The 26,666-nt window shown below is 71.8% G+C and carries 23 protein-coding genes and 1 riboswitch; of the genes, 16 read left to right on the forward strand and 7 right to left on the reverse strand.

Annotated features, from left to right (window positions below; all coding sequences use genetic code 11):
• Positions 1-55 precede the first annotated feature (55 nt).
• Genes QCD66_RS01230 through mqnP form a run of 6 tightly spaced genes read left to right on the forward strand, consistent with a single transcriptional unit; the run spans position 56 to position 6,482 of the window.
• Positions 56-610 carry a TlpA family protein disulfide reductase gene (locus tag QCD66_RS01230; RefSeq protein WP_375735587.1) on the forward strand — a complete coding sequence of 185 codons (555 nt, stop codon included), beginning with the start codon at positions 56-58 and terminating at the stop codon, positions 608-610.
• Positions 610-1,446, forward strand: a complete 837-nt coding sequence (locus QCD66_RS01235) for a cytochrome c biogenesis protein CcdA (protein WP_364214837.1) — start codon at positions 610-612, stop codon at positions 1,444-1,446. Before QCD66_RS01230 ends, QCD66_RS01235 begins: the two co-directional genes overlap by 1 nt.
• Entirely contained in the window at positions 1,446-3,074 is a 1,629-nt protein-coding gene (locus tag QCD66_RS01240; RefSeq protein ID WP_364214834.1) for a cytochrome c biogenesis protein ResB, read from the forward strand. Before QCD66_RS01235 ends, QCD66_RS01240 begins: the two co-directional genes overlap by 1 nt.
• The gene (gene ccsB, locus QCD66_RS01245) at positions 3,074-4,060 is read left to right on the forward strand and encodes a c-type cytochrome biogenesis protein CcsB (RefSeq protein WP_364214832.1); all 987 of its coding nucleotides are present in this window, start codon (positions 3,074-3,076) and stop codon (positions 4,058-4,060) included. Before QCD66_RS01240 ends, ccsB begins: the two co-directional genes overlap by 1 nt.
• A gap of 59 nt (positions 4,061-4,119) precedes the next feature.
• On the forward strand, positions 4,120-5,583 hold the full coding sequence (locus QCD66_RS01250) for a menaquinone biosynthesis decarboxylase (RefSeq protein WP_375736951.1): 1,464 nt from the start codon (positions 4,120-4,122) through the stop codon (positions 5,581-5,583).
• Positions 5,580-6,482 carry a menaquinone biosynthesis prenyltransferase MqnP gene (gene mqnP / locus QCD66_RS01255; protein WP_375736950.1) on the forward strand — a complete coding sequence of 301 codons (903 nt, stop codon included), beginning with the start codon at positions 5,580-5,582 and terminating at the stop codon, positions 6,480-6,482. The genes QCD66_RS01250 and mqnP overlap by 4 nt, the downstream gene beginning before the upstream one ends.
• Positions 6,483-6,539: 57 nt before the next feature.
• Here the strand turns inward: mqnP and QCD66_RS01260 are convergent, their stop codons facing one another.
• Positions 6,540-7,526: a terpene synthase family protein gene (locus QCD66_RS01260; RefSeq protein ID WP_364214826.1), complete on the reverse strand. Its 987-nt coding sequence runs from the start codon at positions 7,524-7,526 to the stop codon at positions 6,540-6,542.
• A 167-nt stretch (positions 7,527-7,693) separates the two neighbouring features.
• On the opposite strand from QCD66_RS01260, the gene QCD66_RS01265 reads away from it, so the two are divergent.
• Complete coding sequence (locus QCD66_RS01265; protein WP_375736949.1) at positions 7,694-8,332, forward strand: UbiX family flavin prenyltransferase; 639 nt, start codon at positions 7,694-7,696, stop codon at positions 8,330-8,332.
• Positions 8,333-8,348: 16 nt separating this feature from the next.
• On the opposite strand, the gene QCD66_RS01270 is transcribed toward QCD66_RS01265, so the two are convergent.
• Positions 8,349-8,630, reverse strand: coding sequence for a BldC family transcriptional regulator (locus tag QCD66_RS01270; RefSeq protein WP_357540617.1), 282 nt, complete (start codon positions 8,628-8,630; stop codon positions 8,349-8,351).
• 242 nt (positions 8,631-8,872) lie between these two features.
• Here QCD66_RS01270 and QCD66_RS01275 point away from each other — a divergent pair, with 242 nt between their 5' ends.
• A complete protein-coding gene (locus tag QCD66_RS01275) occupies positions 8,873-9,328 on the forward strand; it encodes an Lrp/AsnC family transcriptional regulator (RefSeq protein ID WP_357540619.1) in 456 nt (151 codons plus the stop codon).
• Between the two features lie 99 nt (positions 9,329-9,427).
• Positions 9,428-10,519: a PLP-dependent cysteine synthase family protein gene (locus QCD66_RS01280; RefSeq protein ID WP_375736947.1), complete on the forward strand. Its 1,092-nt coding sequence runs from the start codon at positions 9,428-9,430 to the stop codon at positions 10,517-10,519.
• 49 nt (positions 10,520-10,568) lie between these two features.
• On the opposite strand, the gene QCD66_RS01285 is transcribed toward QCD66_RS01280, so the two are convergent.
• The 4 genes from QCD66_RS01285 to QCD66_RS01300 form a co-directional block, all read right to left on the reverse strand.
• Positions 10,569-11,189, reverse strand: a complete 621-nt coding sequence (locus tag QCD66_RS01285) for a putative glycolipid-binding domain-containing protein (protein WP_375736946.1) — start codon at positions 11,187-11,189, stop codon at positions 10,569-10,571.
• A gap of 93 nt (positions 11,190-11,282) precedes the next feature.
• Entirely contained in the window at positions 11,283-12,812 is a 1,530-nt protein-coding gene (locus tag QCD66_RS01290; RefSeq protein WP_407567227.1) for a DEAD/DEAH box helicase, read from the reverse strand.
• Positions 12,813-13,114: 302 nt separating this feature from the next.
• Complete coding sequence (locus QCD66_RS01295; RefSeq protein WP_375733897.1) at positions 13,115-14,905, reverse strand: hypothetical protein; 1,791 nt, start codon at positions 14,903-14,905, stop codon at positions 13,115-13,117.
• Between the two features lie 595 nt (positions 14,906-15,500).
• Positions 15,501-17,096: a C40 family peptidase gene (locus QCD66_RS01300; protein ID WP_407566970.1), complete on the reverse strand. Its 1,596-nt coding sequence runs from the start codon at positions 17,094-17,096 to the stop codon at positions 15,501-15,503.
• Between the two features lie 238 nt (positions 17,097-17,334).
• On the opposite strand from QCD66_RS01300, the gene mqnE reads away from it, so the two are divergent.
• The 3 genes from mqnE to QCD66_RS01315 all read left to right on the forward strand — a co-directional run bounded on the left by mqnE (position 17,335) and on the right by QCD66_RS01315 (position 19,581).
• A complete protein-coding gene (gene mqnE / locus QCD66_RS01305; protein ID WP_364214809.1) occupies positions 17,335-18,504 on the forward strand; it encodes an aminofutalosine synthase MqnE in 1,170 nt (389 codons plus the stop codon).
• A 137-nt stretch (positions 18,505-18,641) separates the two neighbouring features.
• Positions 18,642-19,064, forward strand: a complete 423-nt coding sequence (locus QCD66_RS01310) for a hypothetical protein (RefSeq protein ID WP_357540629.1) — start codon at positions 18,642-18,644, stop codon at positions 19,062-19,064.
• 187 nt (positions 19,065-19,251) lie between these two features.
• The gene (locus QCD66_RS01315; protein WP_364214806.1) at positions 19,252-19,581 is read left to right on the forward strand and encodes a DUF4229 domain-containing protein; all 330 of its coding nucleotides are present in this window, start codon (positions 19,252-19,254) and stop codon (positions 19,579-19,581) included.
• A gap of 51 nt (positions 19,582-19,632) precedes the next feature.
• Here the strand turns inward: QCD66_RS01315 and QCD66_RS01320 are convergent, their stop codons facing one another.
• Positions 19,633-20,967 (reverse strand): C39 family peptidase, encoded by a 1,335-nt coding sequence (locus QCD66_RS01320; protein ID WP_364214803.1) that lies wholly within the window; start codon positions 20,965-20,967, stop codon positions 19,633-19,635.
• A gap of 212 nt (positions 20,968-21,179) precedes the next feature.
• On the opposite strand from QCD66_RS01320, the gene QCD66_RS01325 reads away from it, so the two are divergent.
• The 4 genes from QCD66_RS01325 to QCD66_RS01340 all read left to right on the forward strand — a co-directional run bounded on the left by QCD66_RS01325 (position 21,180) and on the right by QCD66_RS01340 (position 26,637).
• On the forward strand, positions 21,180-23,042 hold the full coding sequence (locus QCD66_RS01325) for a M14 family zinc carboxypeptidase (RefSeq protein WP_364214800.1): 1,863 nt from the start codon (positions 21,180-21,182) through the stop codon (positions 23,040-23,042).
• A gap of 427 nt (positions 23,043-23,469) precedes the next feature.
• A riboswitch (cobalamin riboswitch) is annotated at positions 23,470-23,530 on the forward strand.
• 109 nt (positions 23,531-23,639) lie between these two features.
• Positions 23,640-24,575 (forward strand): ABC transporter substrate-binding protein, encoded by a 936-nt coding sequence (locus QCD66_RS01330; RefSeq protein WP_364214797.1) that lies wholly within the window; start codon positions 23,640-23,642, stop codon positions 24,573-24,575.
• 62 nt (positions 24,576-24,637) lie between these two features.
• On the forward strand, positions 24,638-25,750 hold the full coding sequence (locus QCD66_RS01335) for an iron ABC transporter permease (protein ID WP_364214967.1): 1,113 nt from the start codon (positions 24,638-24,640) through the stop codon (positions 25,748-25,750).
• On the forward strand, positions 25,747-26,637 hold the full coding sequence (locus QCD66_RS01340; protein ID WP_375733899.1) for an ABC transporter ATP-binding protein: 891 nt from the start codon (positions 25,747-25,749) through the stop codon (positions 26,635-26,637). The genes QCD66_RS01335 and QCD66_RS01340 overlap by 4 nt, the downstream gene beginning before the upstream one ends.
• Positions 26,638-26,666: the final 29 nt, after the last annotated feature.

A 26,666-nucleotide genomic window follows, 5' to 3' on the forward strand; every position in this document is an offset into this window, starting at 1 on the left:
GTCGAGTGCAGCCGCGAGCGCGGTGAAAAGGGCGGGTGCGAGCCGGCCCGGCCGCCTGGCGCTGCTGGTGGTCCTCTTCGCGGCCGTCGCGCTGGCCGGCTGCACCCGCGACAGTGGCCTGGAGCAGGACTGCGACACCACGCCGGACGGCGTGATCGAGTGTGCGCCGGAAAGCCGGCCGGGGCCCCCCGAAGTTGCCGGTGAGCTGCTCGACGGCGGCCGCTACGACCTCACCCAGGACCGGGGCCAGGTCGTGGTGGTCAACTTCTGGGGTTCGTGGTGCCCGCCGTGCCGGGCCGAGGCCGCCGACCTGGAAGCCACCTACCAGGCGACCAAGGACAGCGGGGTGCGCTTCATCGGCATCAACGTGCAGGACGCTCGCGACAAGGCCATCGCCTTCGAGGAGGGCCGGGTCAGCTACCCGAGCCTCTTCGACCCGGCGAGCCGGCTCGCGCTGGAGTTCGAGGTGCTGCCGCCCAACACCGTTCCGGCCACCGTGGTCCTCGACCGCGACGGCCGGATCGCGGTGGTGATCCGCAAGGCGGTACGGCAGGAGACGCTGGAACCGATCGTCGCCCGGATCGCCGCGGAACGGCCGCGGGACCGCTGATGGGTGAGACCTTCGCGGAGATCGCCCAGGGCGGCCCGTTGTTGCTGGCGATCGGCGCGGCCGCCCTGGCCGGCCTGGTCAGCTTCCTCTCCCCGTGCGTGCTTCCGCTGGTGCCGGGTTACCTGTCCTACGTGACCGGGCTGGCCGGCGCCGACCTCGACGCGCGGCGGCCGGCGCCGGCCGTTCCACCGACCGGCGAACCCGACGGCACCGGCGGCGGGGTCGCCGTGGCGACCCGTACGCCGACCGCGGTCCGGGGCCGGATGCTGGCCGGGACGCTGCTGTTCATCACCGGGTTCACCGTGGTCTTCACCGCCACCGCGATCCTGTTCGCCAGCATCGGGCGGGTGCTGTTCGAGTACGAGCGGGCCCTGGAGATCGCCGCCGGGCTGATCGTGATCGTGCTCGGCCTGGCCTTTCTCGGCCTCGTTCCGGGCATGCAGCGCGAGTTCCGCATCCGGCGGCTGCCGTCCGCCGGGCTGCTCGGCGCGCCGGTCTTCGGTGCGGTCTTCGCCCTTTCCTGGGTGCCCTGCGTCGGCCCGACCCTCGGCGCGGTGACGACGATGGCCGCGGTCAGCGGGCAGACCGACCGGGCGGTGGTGCTCGCGGTCGCGTACTGCCTGGGGCTGGGGTTGCCGTTCGTCGCGTTCGGGTTGTTCTTCCAGCGGCTGCTCGGGGTCTTCCGGGCGGTGCGGCGCAACAGCCGCTGGGTGACCCGGATCGGCGGCGCGCTGCTGATCGTCATCGGGCTGGCCCTGCTCACCGGCGGCTGGCAGGACTTCGTGATCTGGCTGCAGACCACCTTCAACGTCGGTGACGTGACGGTGGTGATCTGATGTCCGTCGTCGAGGACCGGGTCGCACCGCCCGCCGCCCCGCCGCCGCGCCGGCCCAACCGGGTGCTGGCCCTGCTGCGCAACTCGTGGCGGCAGCTCACCAGCATGCGTACCGCGCTGGTCCTGCTCTTCCTGCTCGCCGTCGCGGCGATCCCGGGTTCGATCCTGCCGCAGCGTGACGTCAACATCGAGAACGTCGAGGCGTACCGGCGGGCGAACCCCGACCTCTATCCGATCATCGACCGGCTCGGCGGGTTCGACGTCTTCGCGTCGCCGTGGTTCTCGGCGATCTACGTGCTGCTCTTCGTCTCGCTGATCGGCTGCATCGTGCCCCGCCTGCGCGACCACGTACGCGCCCTGCGGGCCGCGCCGCCCGCGGCGCCGCGCCGGCTCGACCGGCTGCCGCAGCACGCGGTCCTGGCCGCGCCGGCCGCCGACCCGGCGCGGATCGCCGCCGTGCTGCGCAAGCGCCGCTGGCGGGTGGTGGTCCGCGACGGTGAGGTGTCGGCGGAGAAGGGCTACCTCAAGGAAACCGGCAACCTGATCTTCCACTTCGCGCTGATCGGCGTGCTGTTCGGCGTCGCGTTCGGCTCCTGGTACGGCTGGCACGGCAACCGCCTGCTGGTCGCCGGTCCGGACACCGCCTTCTGCAACAACCTCCAGCAGTACGCCGAAACCGGGCTCGGCCCCCGGGTCGACGCCGCCGACCTGCCGCCGTTCTGCCTCGAACTGACCGACTTCGACGCCCGTTTCCTGGATACCGGCCAGCCGTCGTACTTCCAGGCCAGCGCGAAGGTCGACGAGGCCGGCGGTGAACCGCGCGACGTCGAGTTCTCGGTCAACTCGCCGCTACGTCTCGACGGCGCCAGCGCCTACCTGCTCGGCCACGGCTACGCCCCGGTGATCCGCTACACCGACCGGCTCGGCCGGGTGCAGACCTCGGTGGCGCCGTTCCTGACCACCGACGGCAACCTCACCGGCGAGGGTGTCGCCGCGTTCCCCGACGTCAACATCGACCCGGCGACCGGGGACCGTGACCCCGACCAGCAGATGGCCTTCGAGGGCATCTACCTGCCGACCGCTCCGGACGCGCCGCCGTACGTCCGCTCGGTGTTCCCGGCCGAGCGGTCGCCGGCGCTGATGCTGATCGCCTACCGGGGCAACCTGGGTCTCGACGCCGGCATCCCCAGCTCGGTCTACGTCCTCGACCAGCGTCAGGTGGAGGCCGGCAAGCTCAAGCAGATCGGCGAGGCGAAGCTGATGCGCCCCGGCGAGAGCTGGACGCTCGACGACGGTTCGACGGTCGAGTTCGTCGGCACCCGCGAGTTCATCACGCTGTCGGTCCGGTACGACCCGGGTGAGCGGATCGTGCTGGTCAGCTCGATCGTCATGCTCGCCGGCCTGATGATGTCGATCTTCGGGAAGCGTCGCCGGATCTGGTTCCGGACCGGGCCGGCGCGGCCCGCCACGCCGGCCGTGGCCGGTACGGAGCCCCCCGCGACCGCTTCCACGACGGGCGGTAGTAGCTTGATGGAGGCCGGTGGGTTGCCGCGCACCGACTACTCCGGGTTCGCCGACGAGTTCAAGCAACTCGTGGCGGCGGTCGAGCGCAGCGAAGGGAAAAGCTGATGGCCGCTCTGTCCGACCAGCTTCTGGTGGTCTCGATCATGGCCTACCTGGTCGCCATGATCTGTCACGCCGTCGAGTTCGCGTTCGGCGACCGCAGCCTGGTGGGTCGGGCCGCCGTCCGGCCGGCCCGCGAACCGGCCCTGGTCGGTGCCGGTGCCGGCGGCGACCAGCCGGCCTTCGAGCCACCGGCCGTCGACGAACCGGCCGCCGACCGGCTCGACCCGCCGTCGTCCGGCCGGGCCGCGCTCGCCGGTCGCATCGCCGTCGTCCTCACCGTCGTCGCCGCCGTACTGCACCTCGGCACCCTGGTCACCCGGGGCATCGCGGCCGAGCGCATGCCGTGGGGCAACATGTACGAGTTCGTGCTCGCGGTCACCTTCGTGGGCATCGCCGCCTGGCTCGGCCTGCTGCTGCGCCGGCCCGGCCTGCGGCACCTCGGCCTGTTCATGACCCTCGTCATGGTGCTCCTGCTCGGCGTGACCGGCCTGGTCATCTACACCCCGGTCGGCCCGCTGGTCCCGGCACTGGACTCCTACTGGTTCTACGTGCACATCTCGGCGATCGGGCTCGCCTCCGGCGCGTTCGTGCTCGGCATCGTGCCGGCGGTGCTCTACCTGCTGCGCAACGGCTACGACCAGGGCAAGCGCGGCTTCCCGTACAGCCTCGCCGAGCGGGTGCCGGCCGCCGACGTACTCGAACGGCTCACCTTCCGGATCCACGCCTTCGCCTTCCCGCTGTGGACGATGGGTGTCATCGGCGGGGCGATCTGGGCCGAGGCGTCGTGGGGCCGCTACTGGGGCTGGGACCCCAAGGAGACCTGGTCGTTCATCTCCTGGGTGATCTACGCCGGCTACCTGCACGCCCGGGCCACCCCGAGCGTGAAGCGGAAGGTCGCCACCTGGATCGCGATCATCGGCTTCCTCAGCATGCTGATGAACCTCTTCGGCGTGAACCTGTTCTTCGAGGGCCTGCACTCGTACGCCTGACCGGGTCGGGCCAACCGACCCCGCGGCCGTACGTCGACCGGAAGGAAAGTCTGCGAAGCATGGCGGCACGTGGGTTCCCGTACCAGGACCTGAAGGACTTTCTCGCGGCGCTGGAGAGCGCCGGTGAGCTGCGCCGGGTGGGCGTACCGGTCGATCCGACGCTGGAGATCAGCGAGATCGTCACCCGTACGGTCCGGGCCGACGGCCCGGCGCTGCTCTTCGAGCGGCCCACCCGGGGCGAGATGCCGGTCGCGATCAACCTCTTCGGCACCGAGAAGCGGATGTCGATGGCGCTCGGCGTCGACGATCTGAACGAGGTCGGCGCCCGGATCGGCGCGATGATCAAGCCGGAGCTGCCGGTCGGCTGGTCCGGCATCCGCGAAGGACTCGGCAAGGTGCTGCAACTCAAGTCGCTGCCGCCGAGAAAGGTCAAGACCGCCCCCTGCCAGCAGGTCGTCTACAAGGGCAAGGACGTCGACCTGAACCGGCTGCCGGGCCTGCAGGTGTGGCCCGGCGACGGCGGCATCTTCCACAACTACGGGCTGACCCACACCAAGCACCCGGAGAGCGGCAAGCGCAACCTCGGCCTCTACCGGCTCCAGCAGCACTCGCACAACACGCTCGGCATGCACTGGCAGATCCACAAGGACTCCACCGCGCACCACGCCGTCGCCGAGCGGCGCGGCGAGCGGCTGCCGGTCGCCATCGCGATCGGCGCCGACCCGGTCGTCTGCTACTCGGCGTCGGCGCCACTCCCCGGTGACATCGACGAATACCTGTTCGCCGGCTACCTGCGCGGCGAGCGGGTCGAGATGGTCGACTGCCTCACCGTCCCGATCCAGGTGCCGGCGCACGCCCAGATCGTGCTGGAGGGCTACATCGAGCCGGGCGAGCGGCTGCCGGAGGGCCCCTTCGGCGACCACACCGGTTTCTACACGCCGGTCGAGCCGTTCCCGGTGATGCACGTCGAGTGCATGACGATGCAGCGCGACCCCGTCTACCACTCGATCGTCACCTCCCAGCCGCCGCAGGAGGACCACGGCCTGGGCAAGGCCACCGAGCGGATCTTCCAGCCGCTGCTCAAGCTGCTGATCCCGGACATCGTCGACTACGACCTGCCCGCCGCCGGCGTCTTCCACAACTGCGCGATCGTCTCGATCCGCAAGCGCTACCCGAAGCACGCCCAGAAGGTCATGAACGCGATCTGGGGCGCCCACCTGATGTCGCTGACCAAGCTGATCATCGTCGTCGACGAGGACTGCGACGTCCACGACTACAACGAGGTCGCCTTCCGGGCCTTCGGCAACGTCGACTACTCCCGCGACCTGCTGCTCACCGAAGGCCCCGTCGACCACCTCGACCACTCGTCCTACCAGCAGTTCTGGGGCGGCAAGGCGGGTGTCGACGCGACCCGCAAGCTGCCGACCGAGGGTTACACCCGGGGCTGGCCGGAGCGGATGACGATGTCGCCGGAGGTGACCTCGCTGGTCGACAAGCGCTGGAAGGAATACGGCATCTCGTGACCACCACCGCCCCCGCACCCGGTCGGGTGAAGGCGTTCCTGCGGCTGGTCGCCATCGAACACTCGGTCTTCGCGCTCCCGTTCGCCTTCCTCTCCGCACTGACCGCCATGCAGGTCGACGGCGGCCGGATCCGCTGGCTCGACCTGTTGCTGATCACGATCGCGATGGTCGGGGCGCGTACCTTCGCCATGGCCGCCAACCGGATCATCGACCGGCGGATCGACGCCCGGAACCCGCGTACGGCGGGCCGGGAACTGGTGACCGGGGCGGTGAGCGTCCGGACGGCCTGGACCGGCGCGGGCGTCGCGATCGTCGTCTTCCTGGCCGCGGCGGCGGCGCTCAACCCGCTCTGCCTGGCACTCGCGCCGCTCGCCGTGGTGCCGCTGGTCGTCTACCCGTACGGCAAGCGGTTCACCGACTGGCCGCACGCGATCCTGGCGGTCGCGCAGGCGGTCGGACCCGTCGGCGCCTGGCTCGCCGTCACCGGCACGTTCGAGGGCTCGGGGCCGGCCTGGCTGCTCGGTGCGGCCGTCGGGCTGTGGATCGGCGGCTTCGACCTGATCTACGCCTGCCAGGACACCGCGGTCGACCGGGAGATCGGGGTCCGGTCGGTGCCGGCCCGGTACGGCATCGGCTGGGCGCTGCACGCCTCCACCGTCGCCCACGTGGTGACGTTCGCGCTCTTCGTCTGGTTCGGTGCGCTGGTCGGCTTCGGCTGGCCGTGGTGGATCGGGCTGGTGCTGACGGCGGCCGCCTTCGCCTACCAGCACGTGGTGGTCACGCCGACCGACCTGTCCCGGGTCAACCGCGCCTTCTTCACCGCCAACGGCTTCGTCGGCATCGCGCTCTTCTTCTTCGCGCTGCTCGACCTGGTCGTGCGGCTCGGCCTGCGCCCCTGACGGGGACGGGCCGGCCGGGCCCGCATCCCTGATGGGGTCGGGTCGGTCGGGCCGGTGTCAGCCGGCCTTGGGGTCCGGGGCGCACGGGGCCGGCTTGCCGGCATCGTGCCCCCGGTAGCGGGCCGACTCCAGCGACCAGTCGATGGTGCCGCGCACCGAGTTGGCCACCCCGTCGAGATACTCCGCCAGCGGCCCGTCGACCGCCCGGCCGAACCGTGGCAGTGCCGCCCGCAGCTCGGTGAACCGGCGCATCGTCGTGCGCCACCGCGTCTCCACCGCCCCGATCGCCTCGGCCACCGGCAGCCGCTCCTCGGCGGCCACCGCCAGCACCAGATTGTGGCCGCCGGCCACCGCCGTGTCGTGCTCGAGCGAGACCACGTCGTTGAACCAGGACAGCAGGTCGTTGGCGGTGGTGGCGATCTCGTGCACCAGCGGGTGCCGGTGGATCCGGTCCGGCAGCGCCGAGCCGGTCGCAAACTCGATCAAGGTGTACGAGACGTACGCCGCGGACGTGGCCCGGCGCAGTTCGACGTATTCGGCGATCCCGGGACGGCGGCCGGTGGCCTTGTTGGCGGCCTCGACCAGCACCCCGTCGAGATGATGGGCGACCGCGTCGACGAACCGGCTCCGGGCCGTCGCCGTCAGCCGTCCGTACGGCTCCCGCCAGGCGTCGACCAGCATCCGGCGCAGCGGTCCGGTGAACAGCGCGCCGGGGCCGGGCGGGGTGGCGGCCCCGGTCCGCAGCACCGTCAGGATCTCGTCGCGTACGGCCCGCAGGTGCTGCTGACCGGGCACCGCCGGTCCGTCCCAGGCGTCGTCGATCAGAAAGAACCAGGTGAACAGCGCGGTCAGGGTGCGCAGGTCGGCGGCCGTCGCCGTCGGGTAGAGACGGCCGGCGTAGCGGGCGAAGCCGCCGGAGGCCAGCCGTCGGGCACCGGTCTCGTCCAGGGGCAGGCCGGTGCCGCGCACCCAGTCGACCAGCCAGCGCTGAACCTCCTCGGCGTACGGGGAGATTCGTGGCGGGATCGGGCACGCCGCGTACATCGGTCGTGCATGATCGATACTCAATGCCCTGCCCTTCGCGCGTACCTGCCCGCTGTCTCGTCACGACCGTCCGGCATCGCACGCCCGATGGGAAGACCGGCATCGGGGGCGAATAGCCGGGTGGGTCGGTGATCAGCCGGCCGTCGTCTCACGAGAGGCTAAACGCTATGCGAAGGCCGTGGGTGATCGGTGTCTCAGGCGCGTCCGGTACGCCGTACGCGGCGGCCGTGCTGCGCGCGCTTCTCGACGCGGGTGAGGCCGTCGATCTGGTGGTCTCCCGGGCCGCCCGGCTCACGATCCTCGACGAGACCGGGCTGCCGTTCCGGGACGGGCGCTGGAAGGACGACCTGGCCCGGTGGCTGGGACGCGACCTGGCCACCGCCGACATCGTGCACTGGGCGGCCGGCGACCTGGCGGCCGGCCCGAGCAGCGGGTCCTATGCGGTGCGGGGCATGGCGGTGGTGCCGGCGAGCACGGCGGCCTGCGCCGGCATCGCGATCGGCCTGTCCAAGGACCTGCTGCAGCGGGCGGCGGAGGTCAATCTCAAGGAGCGCCGACCGGTGGTCGTGGTGCCCCGGGAGACGCCGGTGACCCGCAGCCACCTCGAACACCTGATCACCCTGTACGACGCCGGCGCGGTGGTGCTGCCGGCCAGCCCGGGGTTCTACGGTGCGGGCGCGGCGGCCTCCGCCGGGCAACTGGTCGACTTCGTGGCCGGCAAGGTGCTGGACGCGCTCGGTGTGGAGCACACCCTCTTCCGGCGCTGGGCGGGTGAGTTGGGTGCCGCCCGGGCCGAGGGCTCCTGAGCACCGGCCGGGTCGGTCAGTGCATGCCCATGTTGCCGGCGCCGGCCGGGCCGCCGCCGGGCGGGTTCGCCGGGCCGGCGTTACGGGGCCGGTTCTCGGGGCCCTCTTCGAGTTCGTCGAGGACGCCCTCACCCTCCAGCAGGGCCCGGACCTCCGACTCGCGGAAGCGCCGGTGTCCGCCGGGCGTGCGGATGCTGCCGATCCGGCCGGCCGCGGCCCATCGGGTCACGGTTTTCGGGTCGACGCGGAAAAGCGCAGCCACCTCGCCCGGCGTCAGCAGACGGTCTCCAGTGTCCACGGCCCCCTCCTCGCGTCGACAGAGTCTCCGGGCAGCTCACGCCACCCCCGCGGGGCGTGGGCCGGAGCCTTTGATAGGGACGTACGGTCATTAGAGCACCGCTAGCGTGCCGTGTCCGGGAAACGCGGAAAACGCACTGTGTGGGAAGTTAGCAGGTAGTATTTGCGAACTAAGTTTGTTTTGGTCGATTTCTTTCGACCGGATGTCTCGGACCGCGGGTGCTCCGATTAGGGTCTGATGCCGTGGACGCCATTGATCTGAGCCTGGTCGAACTGCTGCGGGGCAATGCCCGGCTCTCGTTCGCCGAACTCGCCCGACAGGTGGGGCTGTCGGCGCCGGCGGTGCACGAGCGGATCGGCAAGCTGGAGGCCAGTGGCGTGATCCGCGGCTACCGGGCCGACGTCGAGCCGGAGGCGGTCGGGCTGGGGGTGACCGCACTCATCGGGGTCGTCGAGGACTCCGGCGGCGACACCGACGACCTGCTCGCGGCGTTCCGTGCCATTCCGGCGATCGAGTCGTGCTATTTCCTGGCCGGTGTCGAGTCATTCCTGTTGAAGGCGCGGGTCGGCACCATCGCCGAACTGGAGCAACTGATCGTCCGGGTGAATCGGACGCCGGGCGTCGCGTCCACCCGTACCGCGATCGCGCTGTCGACCAAGTGGGAGAACCGCCCCCAGCCAATCCCCGGCGAGCGCTGATCATGGAGAAGTTGGCGGACAATCGGCGCGAAGCGGGCGCGGCTTGTCCTTGATCGACGGGAGAGTGGGGGCGGTGGCCGGCCCTGTTACCGTCGGCGGATGGAACACCTGGACCGATGCGACGCCGCCGACCGGGCCTGGGTCACCGAAGCGGTCGCGATGGTCGAGGCCGACGCCAACCGCTCCGCCGACACCCACCTGCTGCCGTTCCCGCTGCCCCGCGAGTGGGGCGTCGACCTCTACCTGAAGGACGAGTCCGTCCACCCGACCGGCTCGCTCAAGCACCGGCTGGCCAGGTCGCTGTTCCTCTACGGCCTGTGCAACGGCTGGATCGGGCCGCGTACCACGATCGTCGAAGCGTCGTCGGGCTCGACCGCCGTGTCGGAGGCGTACTTCGCCCGGATGCTCGGGCTGCAGTTCATCGCGGTGATGCCGGCGTCGACATCACCGGAGAAGATCGCGCTGATCGAGTTCCAGGGCGGCAAGTGCCACCTGGTCGCCGATCCCGCCGCCGTGGTGGTCGAGGCCCGCTGGCTGGCGGACGACCTCGGCGGCCACTTCATGGACCAGTTCACCTATGCCGAACGGGCCACCGACTGGCGCGGCAACAACAACATCGCCGAATCGATCTTCACCCAGTTGGCCCTGGAGCGGCACCCCGTACCCGCCTGGATCGTGATCGGCGCCGGCACCGGCGGCACCAGCGCGACCATCGGCCGGTACGTCCGCTACCAGCGGCACCCCACCAAGATCTGCGTCGTCGACCCGGAGAACTCCGCCTTCTACCCGGCGTGGCAGGCGGCGGACTGGACGGTCCGGACCGGCCGCGGCTCCCGCATCGAGGGGATCGGCCGGCCCACGGTCGAGGCGTCGTTCCAGCCGTCGGTCGTCGACCGGATGGTGAGCGTGCCGGACGCGGCATCGCTCGCCGCGATGCGGGCCGCCTGTACCGTCCTCGGCCGCCGGGTCGGCGGATCGACGGGCACCAACCTCTGGGGTGCGTTCGGACTGATCGCCGGGATGCGCGCCGCCGGGGAGACCGGCTCGGTGGTGACCCTGCTCTGCGACGGCGGCGAACGGTACGCCGACACCTACTACGCCGACGACTGGGTCGCCGCGCAGGGACTCGACCTGGCGCCGTACCGGGCGACGGTCGAGCGCTTCCTGGCCACCGGCACCTGGCCGTCCTGACCCGCGCCGGCGCGGCGCGGCCCGGCCGGGCTGTGTGGGGCCGGCCGTCTCAGGGACGGCTGGCCAGGCCCGGATAGCGGGTCACGTACCCGTCCGCGTCGACGTCGATCTCGGCAGTGAACCCCTCGCTCTCGAAGCGCACCCGGCCACCACCGAGCGCCGTGTACGACTGCTCGGCCGGGATCACCTCCAGACCCGGCAGCAGCACCCAGGCCACGGTGACCTCGTACGTGGTGCCGGGGGCCGCGGTCAGCAGGCCTAGCCGCCGGATCGGCAACGTGTTGAACAGCGGATTTCCGCTGACGTCGACGTCGAGCGCCGACTCGAGACTGTCCGGGTCCTCGGTGCCGGGCAGCCCTGCGCCCGGGTGGCCACCGGCCCGCAACACCGAGTCGAGATCGCCCTGCTCACCCGTTGCCGCCCGCCACCGTCCGGCCGCCCGCTCCAGCCGCAGCGTACGCCGCCAGCCGCTGCCCTCGACGGTCAGTTCCAGCCGGCCGGTCCGCCACGCCTCGTCGGTCGACAGCTCGTATTGGCAGGTGTAGGCGATCGGATCGACCGCCAACGCCACCCCTTTGACGGCCAGGCCACGCCGGTCGTCGACCAGGGCGTGTTCGGCGCCCGGCACGTCGGTACGGGTCCAGTACAGCGACTTCGGCATCGTCGACATGGACCGGACGTTACCGCCGTCCGCCGCCGCCCGTACGCCGGACACGGCGCGGGCCGGCGGTGTCGACACCGCCGGCCCGTCGGACGTGTGGGATCAGTGGGTACGGCTCGGACGGCCGAACCGGCGGTCGCCCTGCCGGCGGTCGTCGCGCGGCCGGTCGTCCCGGTACGGCCGGTCGTCGCGCGGGCGACCGTCGTGGGGACGGTCGTCCCGGGGGCGGCCGTCGTGCCGGAACCCGCCACGTCGGTCGGTGGCCCGCCAGTCGCTGCCCCGCTCGGCGCGGCCCGCGCCGTCACCGAACCGGCGTTCGCCGCCCGGCCGGTCCGAGGCGGGCCGGTCGCCGCCGCGGAAGCGCCGCTCGCCCTCGGGGCGGTCGCCGAACCGGCGGTAGCCACCGGCCGGCCGGTCACCACGGGAACGCTCGGGCCGGCGCGGCGCCGGCTCGTCGACCACGGGTACGCCACTGGGCTCGCGCGCCCCGGTCAGCTCCGCCAGTGCCGGCTCACCGGCGCGGGTACGGGTCTCGACCGGCTCGACGCCCGCCTTGGTCAGCATCGCCAGCGTCGTCCGCCGCTGCTTGGGCAGCACCAGCGTGACCACCGCACCGGACTCGCCGGCCCGGGCGGTGCGCCCGGCCCGGTGCAGGTAGTCCTTCGGGTCCTTCGGCGGGTCGACGTGCACGACCAGCGAGACGCCGTCGACGTGGATGCCACGGGCCGCCACGTCGGTGGCGACCAGCACGTTCATCCGGCCCTCTTTGAACTCGGCGAGCGTACGGGTGCGTACCCGCTGGGTCTTGCCGCCGTGCAGGGCGCCGGCCCGTACGCCGACCGCGGCGAGCTGGCCGACGAGCCGGTCCACCCCCATCTGTGTGCGGGCGAACATCATGGTCCGGCCGGCGCGGGCGGCGATCGACGCGGCAACGGCGAACTTGTCGTGCGGCGGGATCAGCAGCAGGTGATGGTCCATCGTGGACACCGCAGCGGTGGGCGGCGCGGTCGAGTGGGTGACCGGGTCGGTCATGAAGCGCTTGACCAGCGCGTCGACGTCGCCGTCCAGGGTGGCCGAGAACAGCAGCCGCTGGGCGTGGGCCGGGGTCTTGGCCAGCAGTTCGGTCACCTCGGGCAGGAAGCCCATGTCGGCCATCTGGTCGGCCTCGTCGAGCACGGTGATCTCGACCTCGTCGAGGTTGCAGACCCCGCGCGAGATCAGGTCACCGAGCCGGCCGGGCGTGGCCACGACGATCTCCACGCCCCGACGCAGCGAGTCGATCTGGCGGTCGTACGGCACCCCGCCGACGGCGGTCTTCAGGAACACCCCGAGAGCCCGGCCGAGCGGCATCAACGCGTCGTTGACCTGCATCGCCAGCTCACGGGTCGGCACCAGGACGAGGGCCCGGGGGTGCAGCGGCCGGGCCCGGCCGCCGGCGGCGACCCGGGCCAGCATCGGCAGGCCGAAGGCCAGGGTCTTGCCCGAGCCGGTCTGACCACGGCCGAGCACGTCCCGGCCGGCGAGCGCGTCGGGAACGGTCGCCTGCTGGATTTCGAACGGGGTGGTGATGCCCTCCCGGTGCAGCGCGCGCACGAGCGGCTCGGGCAGGCCGAGTGCGGCGAAGTCGCGGATCTGCGTCGGGGTGCCGGCGGAAGTGGTCTCGACCGGCTCGACCGGGGTTTCGAAGACGGATGGAAACGTGCTGGGATCAGCGAAGACTGTCAAGAAAACCTCTCAGAGCGGGGCGCTTCTTCGCGAATGGCCCGCCACGGCTGTCAGAGTGCCGTTGAACTGCCCGCAAGATCGCCCATGGACATGCTCGTGGGCATGCCAGGTCAGTAATCGTCAACAAGTGTACGACCAGTTGCCGCACCGTGCCGCGCGGCGCTCCCAGGGGTGGGCTGGCTCACCCGGAGAGCATCGCCCGGTCACGGTCAGCCGACCAGAAGCCCGTCGAAGAGGGTGCCGAAGATGTCACCGGCCCCGAGCGCCACGATCAGCCCGACGGCGATCAGGATCCCCAACCCGATCACCAGTACGACGACGACCTTCGCGGTGTTGCCCCTCGTGACCGGCTCGTCCAGCCGCCCCTGAGCGAGGATGTGGCCGGTGAGCGACCCGGTCTGCTCGATCGACTGGCCGCCGGGAACCGCGACCGTCATCTGGCCGGCGCCCGGACCGTCGCCGCCGTACACCGTGCCGCCGGCCCGCTGCCCACGGGCCCACTGGCCGTACTCCGGCGAGGTGGGCACCTCGGTCCTGGGGGCGGGACCGGCCGGCGCACCGCTGGTCGGTGCCGGGCCGCCGGGCGGGCCGCCCGCCCCGGGTACGCCGTACGGCGTGCCAACGGCCGGCAGGTGCGGCGGGGCGGTCGCACCGTACGGCGCACCGCTCGTGGGTGGCGGGCCGTGGGGTGCGCCACCGGTCGGCGGGCCGTACGGCCCGCCGCTTGTCGGAGTGCCGACCGGCGGGGCGGTGAAGGGGGCGGCGGCCGGTGGCCCGCTCGTCGGTGTGGTCGGCGGAAGCGTGTACGCCGGCAGTGACGGCGGTGGCGGGTAGACCGCTGCCGGCGGTGCGGCGGCCCGGCTGGCCGGATCGGGCGGGCTGGCGGCCCGGCGGTTCGGGTCGGTCGGGTTGGTCGGCGCGGGCCAGGCCGGCAACGCCGGGGCAGGTACGACCACCGGCGGCGACGCGGGCCCGGCACCTGGCGTCGGCCACGCCGGCGTGCCACCCGCGGCGGCGGCCGGCGGGGGTGGGAAGGGCGGGGCCGGGTTGGGACCCGGCTGCGGTGTCGGGGGCGTGGGTGGGATGGGACCGGGTTCCGGTGCGGGTGGGACGGGCCCCGGGACCGGACCGGGTGGAACGGGCCCCGGCCCCGGCGGGACCGGCCCCGGCAGCGGGCCGGGCGGCGGTGCCGGCACCGGTGGCGTGGGCGCCGGGCCGGGGTGCTCGGGATCCGGCCGGGGCGGCGGGGACGGCTGGGACGGTTCGCCGGGGGTGGACGGTTGCGCCGGATCGTGGGGCCGGGCCGGCGGATCGGTGCGGTCGGGGGCCGCCCGGTAGACCCCCGCCCTGGCCCGGTTGGTCGCGACGGCCGCCTCGACCTCCGCGGCGCTGACGCGTTGCAGGCCCGGAACGGAGACCCGGGCGCGCGCGGCGTCACCGGACTCCGGTGCCCGCTGCGCCGGCACGAGCGGCGGAGCCGAGCTGAACGAGCTCTCGAACGGCGGCGTGCCCGATCCGGTCGCCGTCGCGGGTGCCGCCGATGCGGCCGCCGGCGCCGGACCGGTTGCCGGTGGTGTTTCCGCCGGGTTCGCCGACTCGGACCAGCCGCTGGCGAACGCCGACCACGGCGAGTCGGCTTCGGGGGCTTTCGGCTGCCGGCGCTGCAACGGTGGCAGAGCCGACGGGCCGGCCTCCGGAGCCGCTGGGGCCGGGTCGGCCGCCGGCGGGGTGCTGGCCGCGGCCGGCTGTGGCGGCAGGCTCGCTCCCGTCGGCGGGGCGGCGGGCTCGGCCCGGCTTTCGGCGGCGGCCGGCCGCAGGTCGCCGGCACGGTAGGTGCGTCCGGGCTGGACCGGTGTGGCCAGCCGGGCGACCTCTTCGGCCGACGCGGCGGTGCCGGCCGAGACGGTGGCCCGCCCGACGACGGCCCGGCCGGCGGACCGCTCGACCATCGGCCGTTCGGCGGTCGCGGGTACGGGTTCTGCGGGCTGGGGCGTCGCCACCGGAGCCGCCGGAGCGGAGGTGACGGGCGGCGCGGAGACAGCGGGGGGTGCGGAGACAACGGGGGGTGCGGAAGCGACCGGTGGCGCGGAAGTGACGGGCGGTGCGGGAATGACCGGTGGCGCGGTAACGACGGGCGGTGCGGAAGTGACGGGGGGTGCGGAGACCGGGGGCACTGCGGCGACGGGCGGCGTGGATACCGCCGGCGGACCCGAAACCGGTGGCGGCACGGCGGTGACCTGCGACGGGACCGGCTCCGGTGCGGCGAGGCCCGGCCACAGCGCGCCCGTCGGGGGCGGCGGTGGCGGCTCGTACAGGTCGGGCAGCTCTTCGGCCGGTGCGTCGGGCAGCGCGGTGCCGACCGGCGGCGGTGGGGGCAGGGGCGGCAGGTCGGCGGCTGGTGTGGCCGCCGGTTGCTCAGGGGCGTCGGCCGCCGCCGGGCGGGGCCGGTCCGCGTACGGCGGAACCCGCTCTTCGTCCATCAGTGCCTCCCGCGCCCACGCCCTGCCCAGCTCCAGACGCCGGCAGCAGAGCGAACCTCACCGTCCACCGTGCCACATCACGGCGAACGAGCACAGCCGGAGTGCGACGGACCTGTCAGCGACCCGACGTCGAACTCGGCGTCGGCGAGCCGCCGGACGGCGCCGCGCTGACCCGCTGGCTCGCCGAAGCGGTCGCCGAGGCGCTGCCGCTGGCCGAGGCGCTGGTGCTCGCCGACGCGGACGTTCCCGCGCTGGCCGAGGCCGAGGTGCCGGCGGTCGGCTCCGGGTTGGTAGTCGGTCCCGGGTGGGTCGTCGGCTCGGCGGGCTCGGTCGGGCTGGGCGGCGTGGACGGGCTCGGCGTGGTCGGGTTCGGCGTCGGGGTGGTCGGACCCGGGGTCGGGGTGGTCGGACCCGGGGTCGGGGTGGTCGGCCGTGGCGTCGGCGTGGTCGGACCCGGGGTGGGCGTCGTCGGGCGCGGAGTCGGACTCGGCGACGTCGGGGGCTTGTTCGGTGCCGGCAGCGCGTCGAAGACCCGGGTGGCGCCGAAGAAGCGCGACCACCAGACGGTCGAGACCTTGACCACGTCGCCGGTGGTCGGCGAATGGACCATCTTGCCGCCGCCGATGTACATGCCGACGTGGTGGATGTCCTGCCACCTGTTGCTGCTGGAGAAGAAGAGCATGTCGCCGGGGAGGAGCTGGGTGCGGGCCACCGGCTTGTTACGGGTGCCGTAGTACTGGTCCTTGGCGACCCGGTTCAGCGTGTGGCCGACCGACCGGTAGGCGGCCCACATCAGCCCGGAGCAGTCGAAGCGGTGCGGCCCCTCGGCCGCCCACTCGTACGGCTTGCCGCGCTGGGCCAGGGCGTAGTTCACGGCGCCGACCGCCTTGGGGTTGGCGACCTTGCCCGCGACGCTTCCGCTGCCGTCGTAGCCGGGTGCGAGCTGCTGCTCCTGGGCGTCCCGCTGCTGTTCGGCGAGCAGGACCTGGGCCTGGTTCTGCTGCATCAACGACTGCAGCGTGGATTCCTGCTGGCGGTGGGTCGTCGCGAGGGTGTTGTATTGCCCGACCAGGCCCTGCGCGACGGTGTTGGCGGCCAGGTAGGCCTGATTGGCGGCCTGCTCGGCGGCGCGGGCGCGGGCGACCTCGCGGGCCGCGGCGCCGGTGTCGGCGCCGGTCTGGGCGCCCTTCTGGATCCGGGAGAGCGCGCCGAGGCCGTGCAGGTCGGTGCCGAAGGTGCCGGGCGGCATGGCGGCCGCGTCCTTGAGCGCGTCGGTCGCGCTCTGGTCGGCCAGCCCCTCGGCCCTGGCGAGGTCTTCGCGGGCGGTGCGCAGGGTGGCTTCGGCATTGGTCAGCGTGGTGGTCGCGGCGTCCCGGTCGATCTGGAGCTTGAGGAGCTGGTCGCTGATCCGGCCGTATTCGATCTGCTTGGCCATGATGTCGGCGGCCAGCGGACCGTTGACGGTCGGCACCGTCGGGGTGCCCGTGCCGCCGCTCGGGGTCGTGGTGCCGGGCAGTTGGAAGGGGCCGGTCGGCAGCGGCCGGCTGCCGCTGTCCGGGATCGTCGTCGGCAGGGGCGGATCGGCGTACGCGGGTGCGGCGAGCGCCATCGTCGCGGCGGCGGCGAGAAGAGCGGACCAGGCCACCGGTCGCAGAACGAAGCTGATCGTGCCGTCCTGTCGGCGGTGCCGCCTGGAGTTCTTCTTGGCCATCCCTGCCCCGTCCGGTGGGTAACCGCCCCGCTGGTAGCGGGGCGAGGTGTGACGCCGCGCGGTCGTGGCGTCCCAATTTTTCTTACCGCACCGGCGCCACTCCTGTCGATTGGGTCACGGGTAACAGGTACCTGAGAAGTTGGTGAAGTGGGTCGCTGCTCACCGGCCGACGGTCGGCGGATCCCCCGTCGGGACGTAGGCTCTGACCGGGAAGTTGGCCGGAAGGGGCGTTGCGGGCATGGATGTCGGACGAAAGCGCGAGCTGGAGGAGAAGGTCTACGCGGGGGAGCGACTGACCCGCGAGGACGGCGAGGCGCTCTACGACAGCGACGACCTGGCCTGGCTCGGCCGGCTGGCGCACCACCGACGTACGGAGTTGAACGGCGATCGGGTGATGTTCAACGTCAACCGGCACCTCAACCTGACGAACGTCTGCAGTGCCTCCTGCGCCTATTGCTCTTTCCAGCGCAAACCGGGCGAGAAGGATGCGTACACGATGCGTATCGAGGAGGCGGTCCGCAAGGCCAAGGAGATGGAGGACGAGCAGCTCACCGAGCTGCACATCGTCAACGGCCTGCACCCGACCCTGCCCTGGCGCTACTACCCGAAGGTGCTGCGCGAGCTGAAGGCCGCCCTGCCGAAGGTCAAGCTCAAGGCGTTCACGGCGACCGAGGTCCAGTGGTTCGAGAAGATCAGCGGCCTGCCGGCCAGCGAGATCCTCGACGAGTTGATGGACGCCGGGCTGGAGTCGCTGACCGGTGGCGGTGCCGAGATCTTCGACTGGGAGGTCCGGCAGCACATCGTCGACCACGCCTGCCACTGGGAGGACTGGTCGCGGATCCACCGGCTGGCCCACGAGAAGGGGCTGCGTACGCCGTCGACGATGCTCTACGGCCACATCGAGGAGCCGCGCCACCGGGTCGACCACGTGCTGCGGCTGCGTGAGCTGCAGGACGAGACGGGCGGCTTCACGGTCTTCATCCCGTTGCGCTACCAGCACGACTTCGTCGACTCCGCCGATGGCAAGATCCGCAACCGGATCCAGGCCCGTACGACGATGGCGTCCCCGGCCGAGTCGCTGAAGACCTTCGCCGTGTCCCGGCTGATGCTCGACAACATCCCGCACCTCAAATGCTTCTGGGTGATGCACGGCCTGTCGGTGGCCCAGTTGTCGCTCAACTTCGGCGTCGACGACCTGGACGGTTCGGTGGTCGAATACAAGATCACCCACGACGCCGACTCGTACGGCACGCCCAACACCATGCACCGCGACGACCTGCTGCACCTGATCTGGGACGCCGGCTTCCGGCCGGTCGAGCGGGACACCCGCTACAACGTGGTCCACGAGTACGACGCCCCGCCGTCGCTCGCCGAACGGCGGGCCGAGCCGCAGCAGGTCTGGGCCTGACGCACCGTCCCACCCGCCCGTGACCTGCCGGTCCGGGCGGGTGACCGGACGCCGCCCCGGCCCGGCTACCCTCGACTGGTCATGAGTGAGCGAATCGGTCGGCCCAGGCTCGTCCGTGACGGCTGCGGGCGGCCGTCATGACCGAGGAGAAGACCACCTATCCCCGGCGGGACGCCGAGGGCCGCATAGAGCATCTACCCGACCTGCTCGGGGTGGCCCTGGCGGGCCTGGTCATCGGCGTGCTCGCGCTGGTGGTCTTCGACGCCGGGTTCGCGCTGATGGGGCTGGGCGAGTTCGGTCGGGCCAACGGCTGGCTGGCGATCATCCTGCCGGCGTGGATCTTCGTCGAGGAGTTCCGGGCATGGTCGTACGGGCCGGCCCGGATCGCGGCGGCCCTGGTCGCCGCCGCCGTGTCGATCACCGCCGGGCTGCTGGCCGCCGGCCTCGCCGAGGAGTTGCCGGCACTGGCGTCGGGTTCGCTCGCGGCCGGGGTGTTCGCGCTGGTCTACTCGTTGATCTGGTTCTACGGCATCCGGTGGCTGGCCCACCGGGTCGGCTGATCGAAGTTGTCATGAGCGGGCGCGAGGCGAGGAGTTGTCATGAGTGAGCGTGGCGAGCGAATCGGCTGGCGCAGGGTGACTCATGGCAAATGTGAGCGAGGCGAGGAGTTGTCATGAGTGAGCGTGGCGAGCGAATCGACTGGCGCAGGGTGACTCATGGCAAATGTGAGCGAAGCGAGGAGTGGTCATGAGTCCCGGGGTTAAGTACACGCTGGGCCGGCTCGGGTTGTTCCTGGCGGTCGCGCTGGTGCTGTGGCCGGTTCCCCTGAACCTCTTCGTCAAGCTCATGCTGGCGGTGATCATCTCGGCGGCGCTGGCCTTCTTCCTGCTGCGCGGGCTGCGCGACCAGATGGCGGAGCAGTTGTCCGACAGCGTCACCCGGCGTCGTACCGAGAAGGAGAAGTTGCGTTCGGCGCTGGCCGGTGACGACCAGGCGGCCGGCAGCACGTCCGCGACCGGCGACGCCTCGACCGACGACGCGGCCGCCGGCAAGCGGTCGCCGGACGCGGACCGCTGACGTACGGCGGGTCCGGCGCGGGCATCGTCGACCGCGCCGGACCCACCGGGCTCACCAGTTGGTCGAGCCGGCGACCTTCGGCCAGGGCTTCCACCAGGGCTTGATCAGGTAGGCGATGCCGCCGGAGCCGCCGGAGACGCCACCGCTGGCGTTGATCCGCTTGGTGCGCAGCCAGATCTGCTCGAACTGCTCGCGCTGGTAGACGTTGCGTACCTCCGCGTTCGTCGACGACGCGGGGTCGTTGACGATCACGTCGCCGTCGGCGGTGAAGCCGACGATGGTGAACAGGTGGCCCGACGTGCCGTAGTTGGAGCCGTCGAGTTCGTTCGCGAGGAACGACTGCGAGGTGACCACCGGCAGGCCCGCCTTGATGAAGTGTTCGACCTCGTCGAGGGAGTGCAGCCGGGTGACCCGGGCGTCGATGCCGGGGAAGGTCGCCGCGTACGCGGTGTTGAACGGCCAGTTGCCGGCGCCGCCGTACGCGTAGTCCCAGGTCATCCGGGCGGCGTGGGCGACCTGCGGGTCGGTGTAGCCGGGCGTGATCCAGGACATGTCCGAGGTGGACGGTCCGCGGCCGTGGTATTCCAGCACCATCGTGGTGGACGTGGGGCTGCACCAGACCTGCCCGCCGCCACCCCACTCCGGGTAGTTGCCCCGGTGGATCATCTGCGACCGGGGTGGCACGGCGAGTTCCCGGCCCCAGGCGATGCCGCCGGCGCTCGGCGTGACGGTGAACCGGTCGGGAACGTACGAGCTCATCGCGCCGAGCATGAACACCCGCGGCGACTGCCACTGGCCCGGCGCCCGGTAGAGGGTCAGCCGGAACTGGTAGGCGGTCAGCATCACGCCGTTCGCGACGTCGTCGATCGAGAACGTGTCGGTCCAGATCGTCGACCAGGGGTCGCCCTGGCGGTTGACGCTGGTCCGCTTGATGTCCTCGTCGCCGGAGGCCCAGCGGCCCATCACGTACCAGGGGGTCTGGTTTCCGGTGTTGTAGGTGCCCTGCAGTTCGATCTGGATCCAGGTGCCCTCGGGGGTGACGGCGTTCCAGGACGGAACGAGTTCGCTGGCCGCGAAGCCGACCTGGGTCACCGGTGAGGTCCAGGTGGAGTATTTCCAGGTCCGGGTCTCGCCGCTGTGCGGATCGGCGTATTCGGTGGTGCCGGCGGGGTTGAGCATCGTGATGCCGGTGCGCGGGCCGGGCAGGGCGACGGTGCCGCGGTGGGTGCCGCCGCGCCAGTCGCGGAAGCTGGACCACTCCTGGTAGGTGATCTGCTCGTCGTGGCTGGTGGGGGGCCCGGTGGCCAGCGCGGGGGCGGCCGGGACGAGGAGGGCGGACGCGGTGACGCCGGCGACGGCGACCGCGCGGAGACGTGGTCTGACCATGAGGGCTCCGCATTTTGTCGGGGGTCGATATCTGCCCGCCACTATCCCGCTTGGAGAGATTTTTCGCCAGACCCCAATGGTCGGAAAGTCTTTGCCGGCGTGACGATCACTCTGGCATGGAACGGAGAGTGAGTCATGTTGATATGACCATGTGAAGGGTGGTGCAGTGATGCATCGACAAGCGGGATCCTCCGCACTCTCAGGAGGTTTGTATGCCGTTGCGCACCCCCGGATCGACCCGGCGGGCCACCACCCTCGCCACCGCCCTCGCGGTCGGCCTGTTCGCGGTGGTCAGCCCGGTGTCGGCCGATCCCCGACCCGATGCCGCCACCGGCGGCACCACCGAATACCGGGTCACCGGCCCGCACGACCTCGCCGACCGCAACGCGGTCGCGCGTACCGGCGCCTCGATCGACTACGTCGAGCACGGCCGGCTCCACGTGTCGGCCACCCCCGCCGAGGCCGAGGCCATCGCCGCCCTCGGCTTCAAGCTCGAAGCCGTACCGGCACCACCCGCGCGGGGCACCGGGGCCAGCACCAACGCCTTCCCGCCGGCCGACTCCAACTACCACGACTACGCCGAACTCATCGCCGTCGTGAACAAGGTGGTCGCCGACCACCCGACCATCGCCCGCAAGAGCAGCATCGGTACCTCGTACGAGGGCCGGGACCTGCCGGTGATCAAGATCTCCGACAACGTCGCCACCGACGAGAACGAGCCGGAGATCCTCTTCAACTCCCAGCAGCACGCCCGCGAGCACCTGACCGTCGAGATGGCGATCTACCTGCTCAACCTCTTCACCGACAACTACGGCACCGACTCGCGGATCACCAACATCGTCAACAGCCGGGAGATCTGGATCGTCCCGACCGTCAACCCCGACGGCAGCGAGTACGACATCGCCACCGGCTCCTACCGCTCGTGGCGCAAGAACCGCCAACCCAACAGCGGATCCTCGTACGTCGGCACCGACCTCAACCGCAACTGGGGCTACAACTGGGGCTGCTGCGGCGGCTCGTCCGGCTCCACGTCGTCGGACACCTACCGCGGCCCGTCCGCGTTCTCCGCGCCCGAGACCGCGGCCCTGCGCAACTTCGTCAACAGCCGGGTCGTCGGCGGCGTCCAGCAACTCAAGGCCAACATCGACTTCCACACCTACTCGGAACTCGTCCTCTGGCCGTTCGGCTACACCACCGCCAACACCGCACCCGGCCTCAACGCCGACCAGCAGGCCGTCTTCCAGACCATCGGCCAGCAGATGGCGGCCACCAACGGCTACACCCCCGAACAGTCGTCCGACCTCTACATCACCGACGGCGACAGCATCGACTGGATGTGGGGACAGCACGGCATCTGGGCGTACACCTTCGAGATGTACCCCGGCTCGGCCGGCGGCGGCGGCTTCTACCCGCCCGACGAGGTCATCCCCGCCCAGACCTCCCGTAACCGGGAAGCGGTGCTGATCCTCGCCGAGTACGCCGACTGCCCGTACCGGGCCACCGGCAAGCAGGACCAGTACTGCGGCGGAGGCGGCGGCACCACGGTCTGGTCCGACACCTTCGAGACCGCGACCGGCTGGACCATCAACCCGGACGGCACCGACACCGCCACCTCCGGGCAGTGGGAACGCGGCACGGCCCAGCCGACCAACTCCTCCGGCGCCAAGCAGCTCGCCCCGTTCGCCGGCAGCAACGACCTCGTCACCGGACGGCTCGCCGGCACCGCCGCCGGTGACTACGACATCGACGGCGGGGTGACCAGCGCCCGGTCCCCGGCGATCACGCTGCCCGCCAGCGGGACGCTGAGCCTGCGGCTCAACTGGTACCTGGCGCACGGCTCCAACTCGTCGTCGGCCGACTACTTCCGGATCAGCGTCGTGCACAACGGCGGCACCACCCAACTCCTCAACGTCAACGGGGCGGCCAGCAACCGCAACGGCACCTGGACGGCGGCCAACCTCAACCTGACCCCGTACGCCGGACAGTCGGTGCGGATCCTGGTCCAGGCCGCCGACGCCTCCGGCGCCAGCCTCGTCGAGGCGGCGGTCGACAACGTGACTGTTACTGCTTCATGAGGAGGTGGTGCCGGAGGGCTTCGCCCGCCGGCACCACCTCAGGTCAAAACCCGGACGGGCAGGGCGGGCATACCCCGCCCACCCAGCCCTTGGGGAGTTCGCGCGGGCAAAGGGCGCCCGCGCGAACTCCCTCTGGCCTTGTCACCCTGGTCGGGATCGGCTTTGCCTTGTCACCGTGGTCGGGATCGGTTTTGCCTTGTCACTGTGGTTGGGATCGGCTTCGGCCTTGTCACTGTGGTTGGGATCGGCTTTGGCCTTGTCAGCGTGGTTGGGGCCGGTCTTGGCTTGTCAGCGTGGTCGGGATCGGTTTTTGGGTGGTTGCCCTGGTCGTGGGTGGGTTTCCGGTCTGTGGGGGTGAGTTGCTGGACACGGTTCTGGGGCGGGTCAAGGGGTTTGCGCTACCGTGCTAGCGACCGTCCGCAGCGAAGCCGGTGTGATTCCGGCGCTGTCCCGCAACTGTGATGCCCCCTACGCGGGGACGAGCCAGGTCGCCTGCGCCGGTCGCGAACCGCGCTCTCGAGGAAGGGTGCCTCGCGGGCGGGGCGCCCAACGAACCCTGTCGGCGATGCAACACAACCTCGACCGACAGGAGGAACGATGTCCAGACGTACCCGGATGTTGGCCACGGCGTTCGCCGCCGCGGTCGCCGTGACCCTCGGCGCCTGCGCCGGCGGCTCCGGTGCCGACGAGCCCGCCGGCCAGCCGAGCGAAAGCGCCACCTACCCGGTCACCGTAGGCACCGTCACCCTCGACCAGCGGCCGGAGAAGATCGTCTCGCTGTCGCCCTCGGCCACCGAGATGCTCTACGGGATCGGCGCCGGGTCGCAGGTGACCGCCGTCGACGACAACTCGAACTACCCGCCCGAGGTACCCAAGAGCGAACTGTCCGGATTCAACCCCAACGCCGAGGCGATCGCCGCCGAGGCGCCCGACCTGGTGGTGCTCTCCAACGACACCAACAAGATCGTGGACCAGCTCACCCGGCTCCAGATTCCGGTGTACGTCGCGGCGGCCGCGACCACCCTCGACGACACGTACCGGCAGATCCGCGAACTCGGCACGCTCACCGGACACCCGGACGCCGCCGACGACCTGGCCACCCGGATCGCCGACGAGATCGCCAAGCTGGTCAAGGACGTACCGCAGCGGTCGGAGAAGCTGACCTACTACTACGAGCTCGACCCGACCTACTACACGGTGACCAGCAAGACCTTCATCGGCTCGCTGTTCGGCCTCGTCGGTCTGGACAACGTCGCCGATCCGGCCGACCCGGACGGCGCCAACGGCGGCTACCCGCAGCTCGGCCTCGAAGCGCTCTTCAGCGCCGACCCCGACTTCGTCTTCCTCGCCGACGTCAAGTGCTGCCAGCAGTCGGCCGAGACGGTCAAGGCGCGGCCCGGCTGGGCCGACCTGACCGCGGTCAAGAACAACCAGATCGTCGCCCTCGACGACGACATCGCGTCCCGCTGGGGCCCGCGCGTCGTCGACCTCGTACGCGCCATCGTCGACGCGGTCAGCAAGGTCCCCGCGTGACGTTGCGCCCTCCGGCGGATTCCGCCCGGCCCGCGACCGCGGGCCGGGCGAAGTCCATTCGGATGGGGCGCGCCGGCCCCGACCGGGCATCGGGTGTGGCCCGGCCCGGCTCCCCGGCATCCGGCCCGCGCCCGGCGGGGCTGCGTCCGGGCTGGCTGATCGCCGGGTTCGGCGCCGTGCTGGTCGCCGCCGTCGCCGGCCTCGCGCTCGGGCCGATCAGCCTGCCCCCGCTGAGCGTCGCCGCCGAACTGCTCAACCTCATTCCGGGTGTCGACATCGACAGTGGACTGACCGCCCGGGAAGCCGCCATCGTCACCGAACTCCGGCTGCCCCGGGTCGTCCTCGGCCTGCTCGTCGGCGGCATGCTCGCCCTCGCCGGCGGCTGCTACCAGGGTGTGTTCCGCAACCCGCTGGCCGATCCGCACCTGCTGGGCGTCGCGGCCGGCGCCGGCCTCGCCGTCACCGCCGTCATCGCGCTGCGCCCCGCCACGGCCGGCGACGCCACCGCCGGCCTGCCGGTCACCGTGCCGCTCGCCGCCTTCGTCGGCGCCGTCGGCGCGGTCCTGCTCACCTACCTGCTCGGTGTCGCGGGCGGCCGCGACCGTAGCCCGGCCACCCTGATCCTCGCCGGCGTCGCCGTCTCCGCGTTCCTCGCCGCCGGCCAGACCTACCTGCTCCAGCAGAACGTCGACAACATCCGCGAGGTCTACTCCTGGCTGCTCGGCCGGGTCGCCACCGCCGGCTGGCACGACGTGCTCATCGTGCTGCCGTACGCCGCCGTCACCGCGGCGATCGTGCTCCTGCACCGGCGCGAACTCGACGTACTGTCGGTCGGCGACGAGGAGGCCGCCAGCCTCGGCCTGCACCCGCAGCGCTCCCGCTACCTGCTGCTCGCCGCCGCCTCGCTGGGCACCGCCGCCGCCGTCTCGGTCTCCGGTCTGATCGGCTTCGTCGGGATCATCGTCCCGCACGCCGTACGGCTGCTCGCCGGCACCAGCTACCGGGCCATCCTGCCGCTGTCGATGCTCTTCGGCGGCGCCTTCCTCGCGCTGACCGACCTGGTGGCCCGTACCGCCGCCGCCCCCGCCGAGATCCCGATCGGGGTGGTCACCGCGTTCTTCGGCGCGCCGTTCTTCGTGCTCGTCCTGCGCCGTGCCAAGCGGGTGTCGGTGTGACGGCGGGTGTGCCGGCGCCGCCGCCGGGACCGGCCGCCGTCGAGGTGGCCGGGCTCTGCGTCGACCTCTCCGGAAACCGGATCGTCGACCACGTCGACCTCACCGTCCACGCCGGCGAATGGGTCACCGTCATCGGCCCCAACGGGGCCGGCAAGTCGACCCTGCTGCGCGCCGTCGGCGGCCTGCTGCCCGCCACCGGCGCCATCTCCCTCTTCGGTACGCCGGCCGGCGCGCTCCGCCGCCGGGACCGGGCCCGGATCGTCGCGACCGTGGTGCAGATGCCGGCCGTACCGCCGGGCATGACCGTCTTCGACTACACGCTGCTCGGCCGTACGCCGTACATCGCGCCGCTCGGGCGGGAGTCGGCCGCCGACCTGGCGGCGGTCCGGGACGTACTCGGGCAACTTGATCTCGACCGGTTCGCCGACCGGCAGCTCGCCACCCTGTCCGGCGGTGAGCGCCAGCGGGTCTTCCTGGCCCGGGCGCTGGCCCAGGGGGCCACCCTGCTGCTGCTCGACGAACCGACCAGCGCGCTCGACATCGGGCACCAGCAGGAGGTGCTCGAACTCGTCGACCAGCTTCGCCGCGACCACGGTCTCACCGTGCTCGCCACCATGCACGACCTGTCGCTGGCCGGCGAGTACGCCGACCGGATGGTGCTGCTCGCCGACGGCCGGGTCGTCGCGGCCGGTCCACCGCAGGACGTGCTCACCGAGGAGTTGCTCGCCACCCACTACCGGGCCCGGGTACGGGTCATCCTCGGCGACCACGGTCCCCTGGTCGTACCGGTCCGACCGCGGATCGTGGCACGCGCAGATGGCGGCGCGGGCGCCGATCAAGGGGATGCTTCCGGCATTTCGGTCGGCCTGGGCCACCACAAGACCTAGATCGACGAGAACCGGGGTGCCCGCCACGG

It is taken from the genome of Polymorphospora sp. A560, from assembly GCF_045781765.1.
GTDB lineage: Bacteria > Actinomycetota > Actinomycetes > Mycobacteriales > Micromonosporaceae > Polymorphospora > Polymorphospora lycopeni.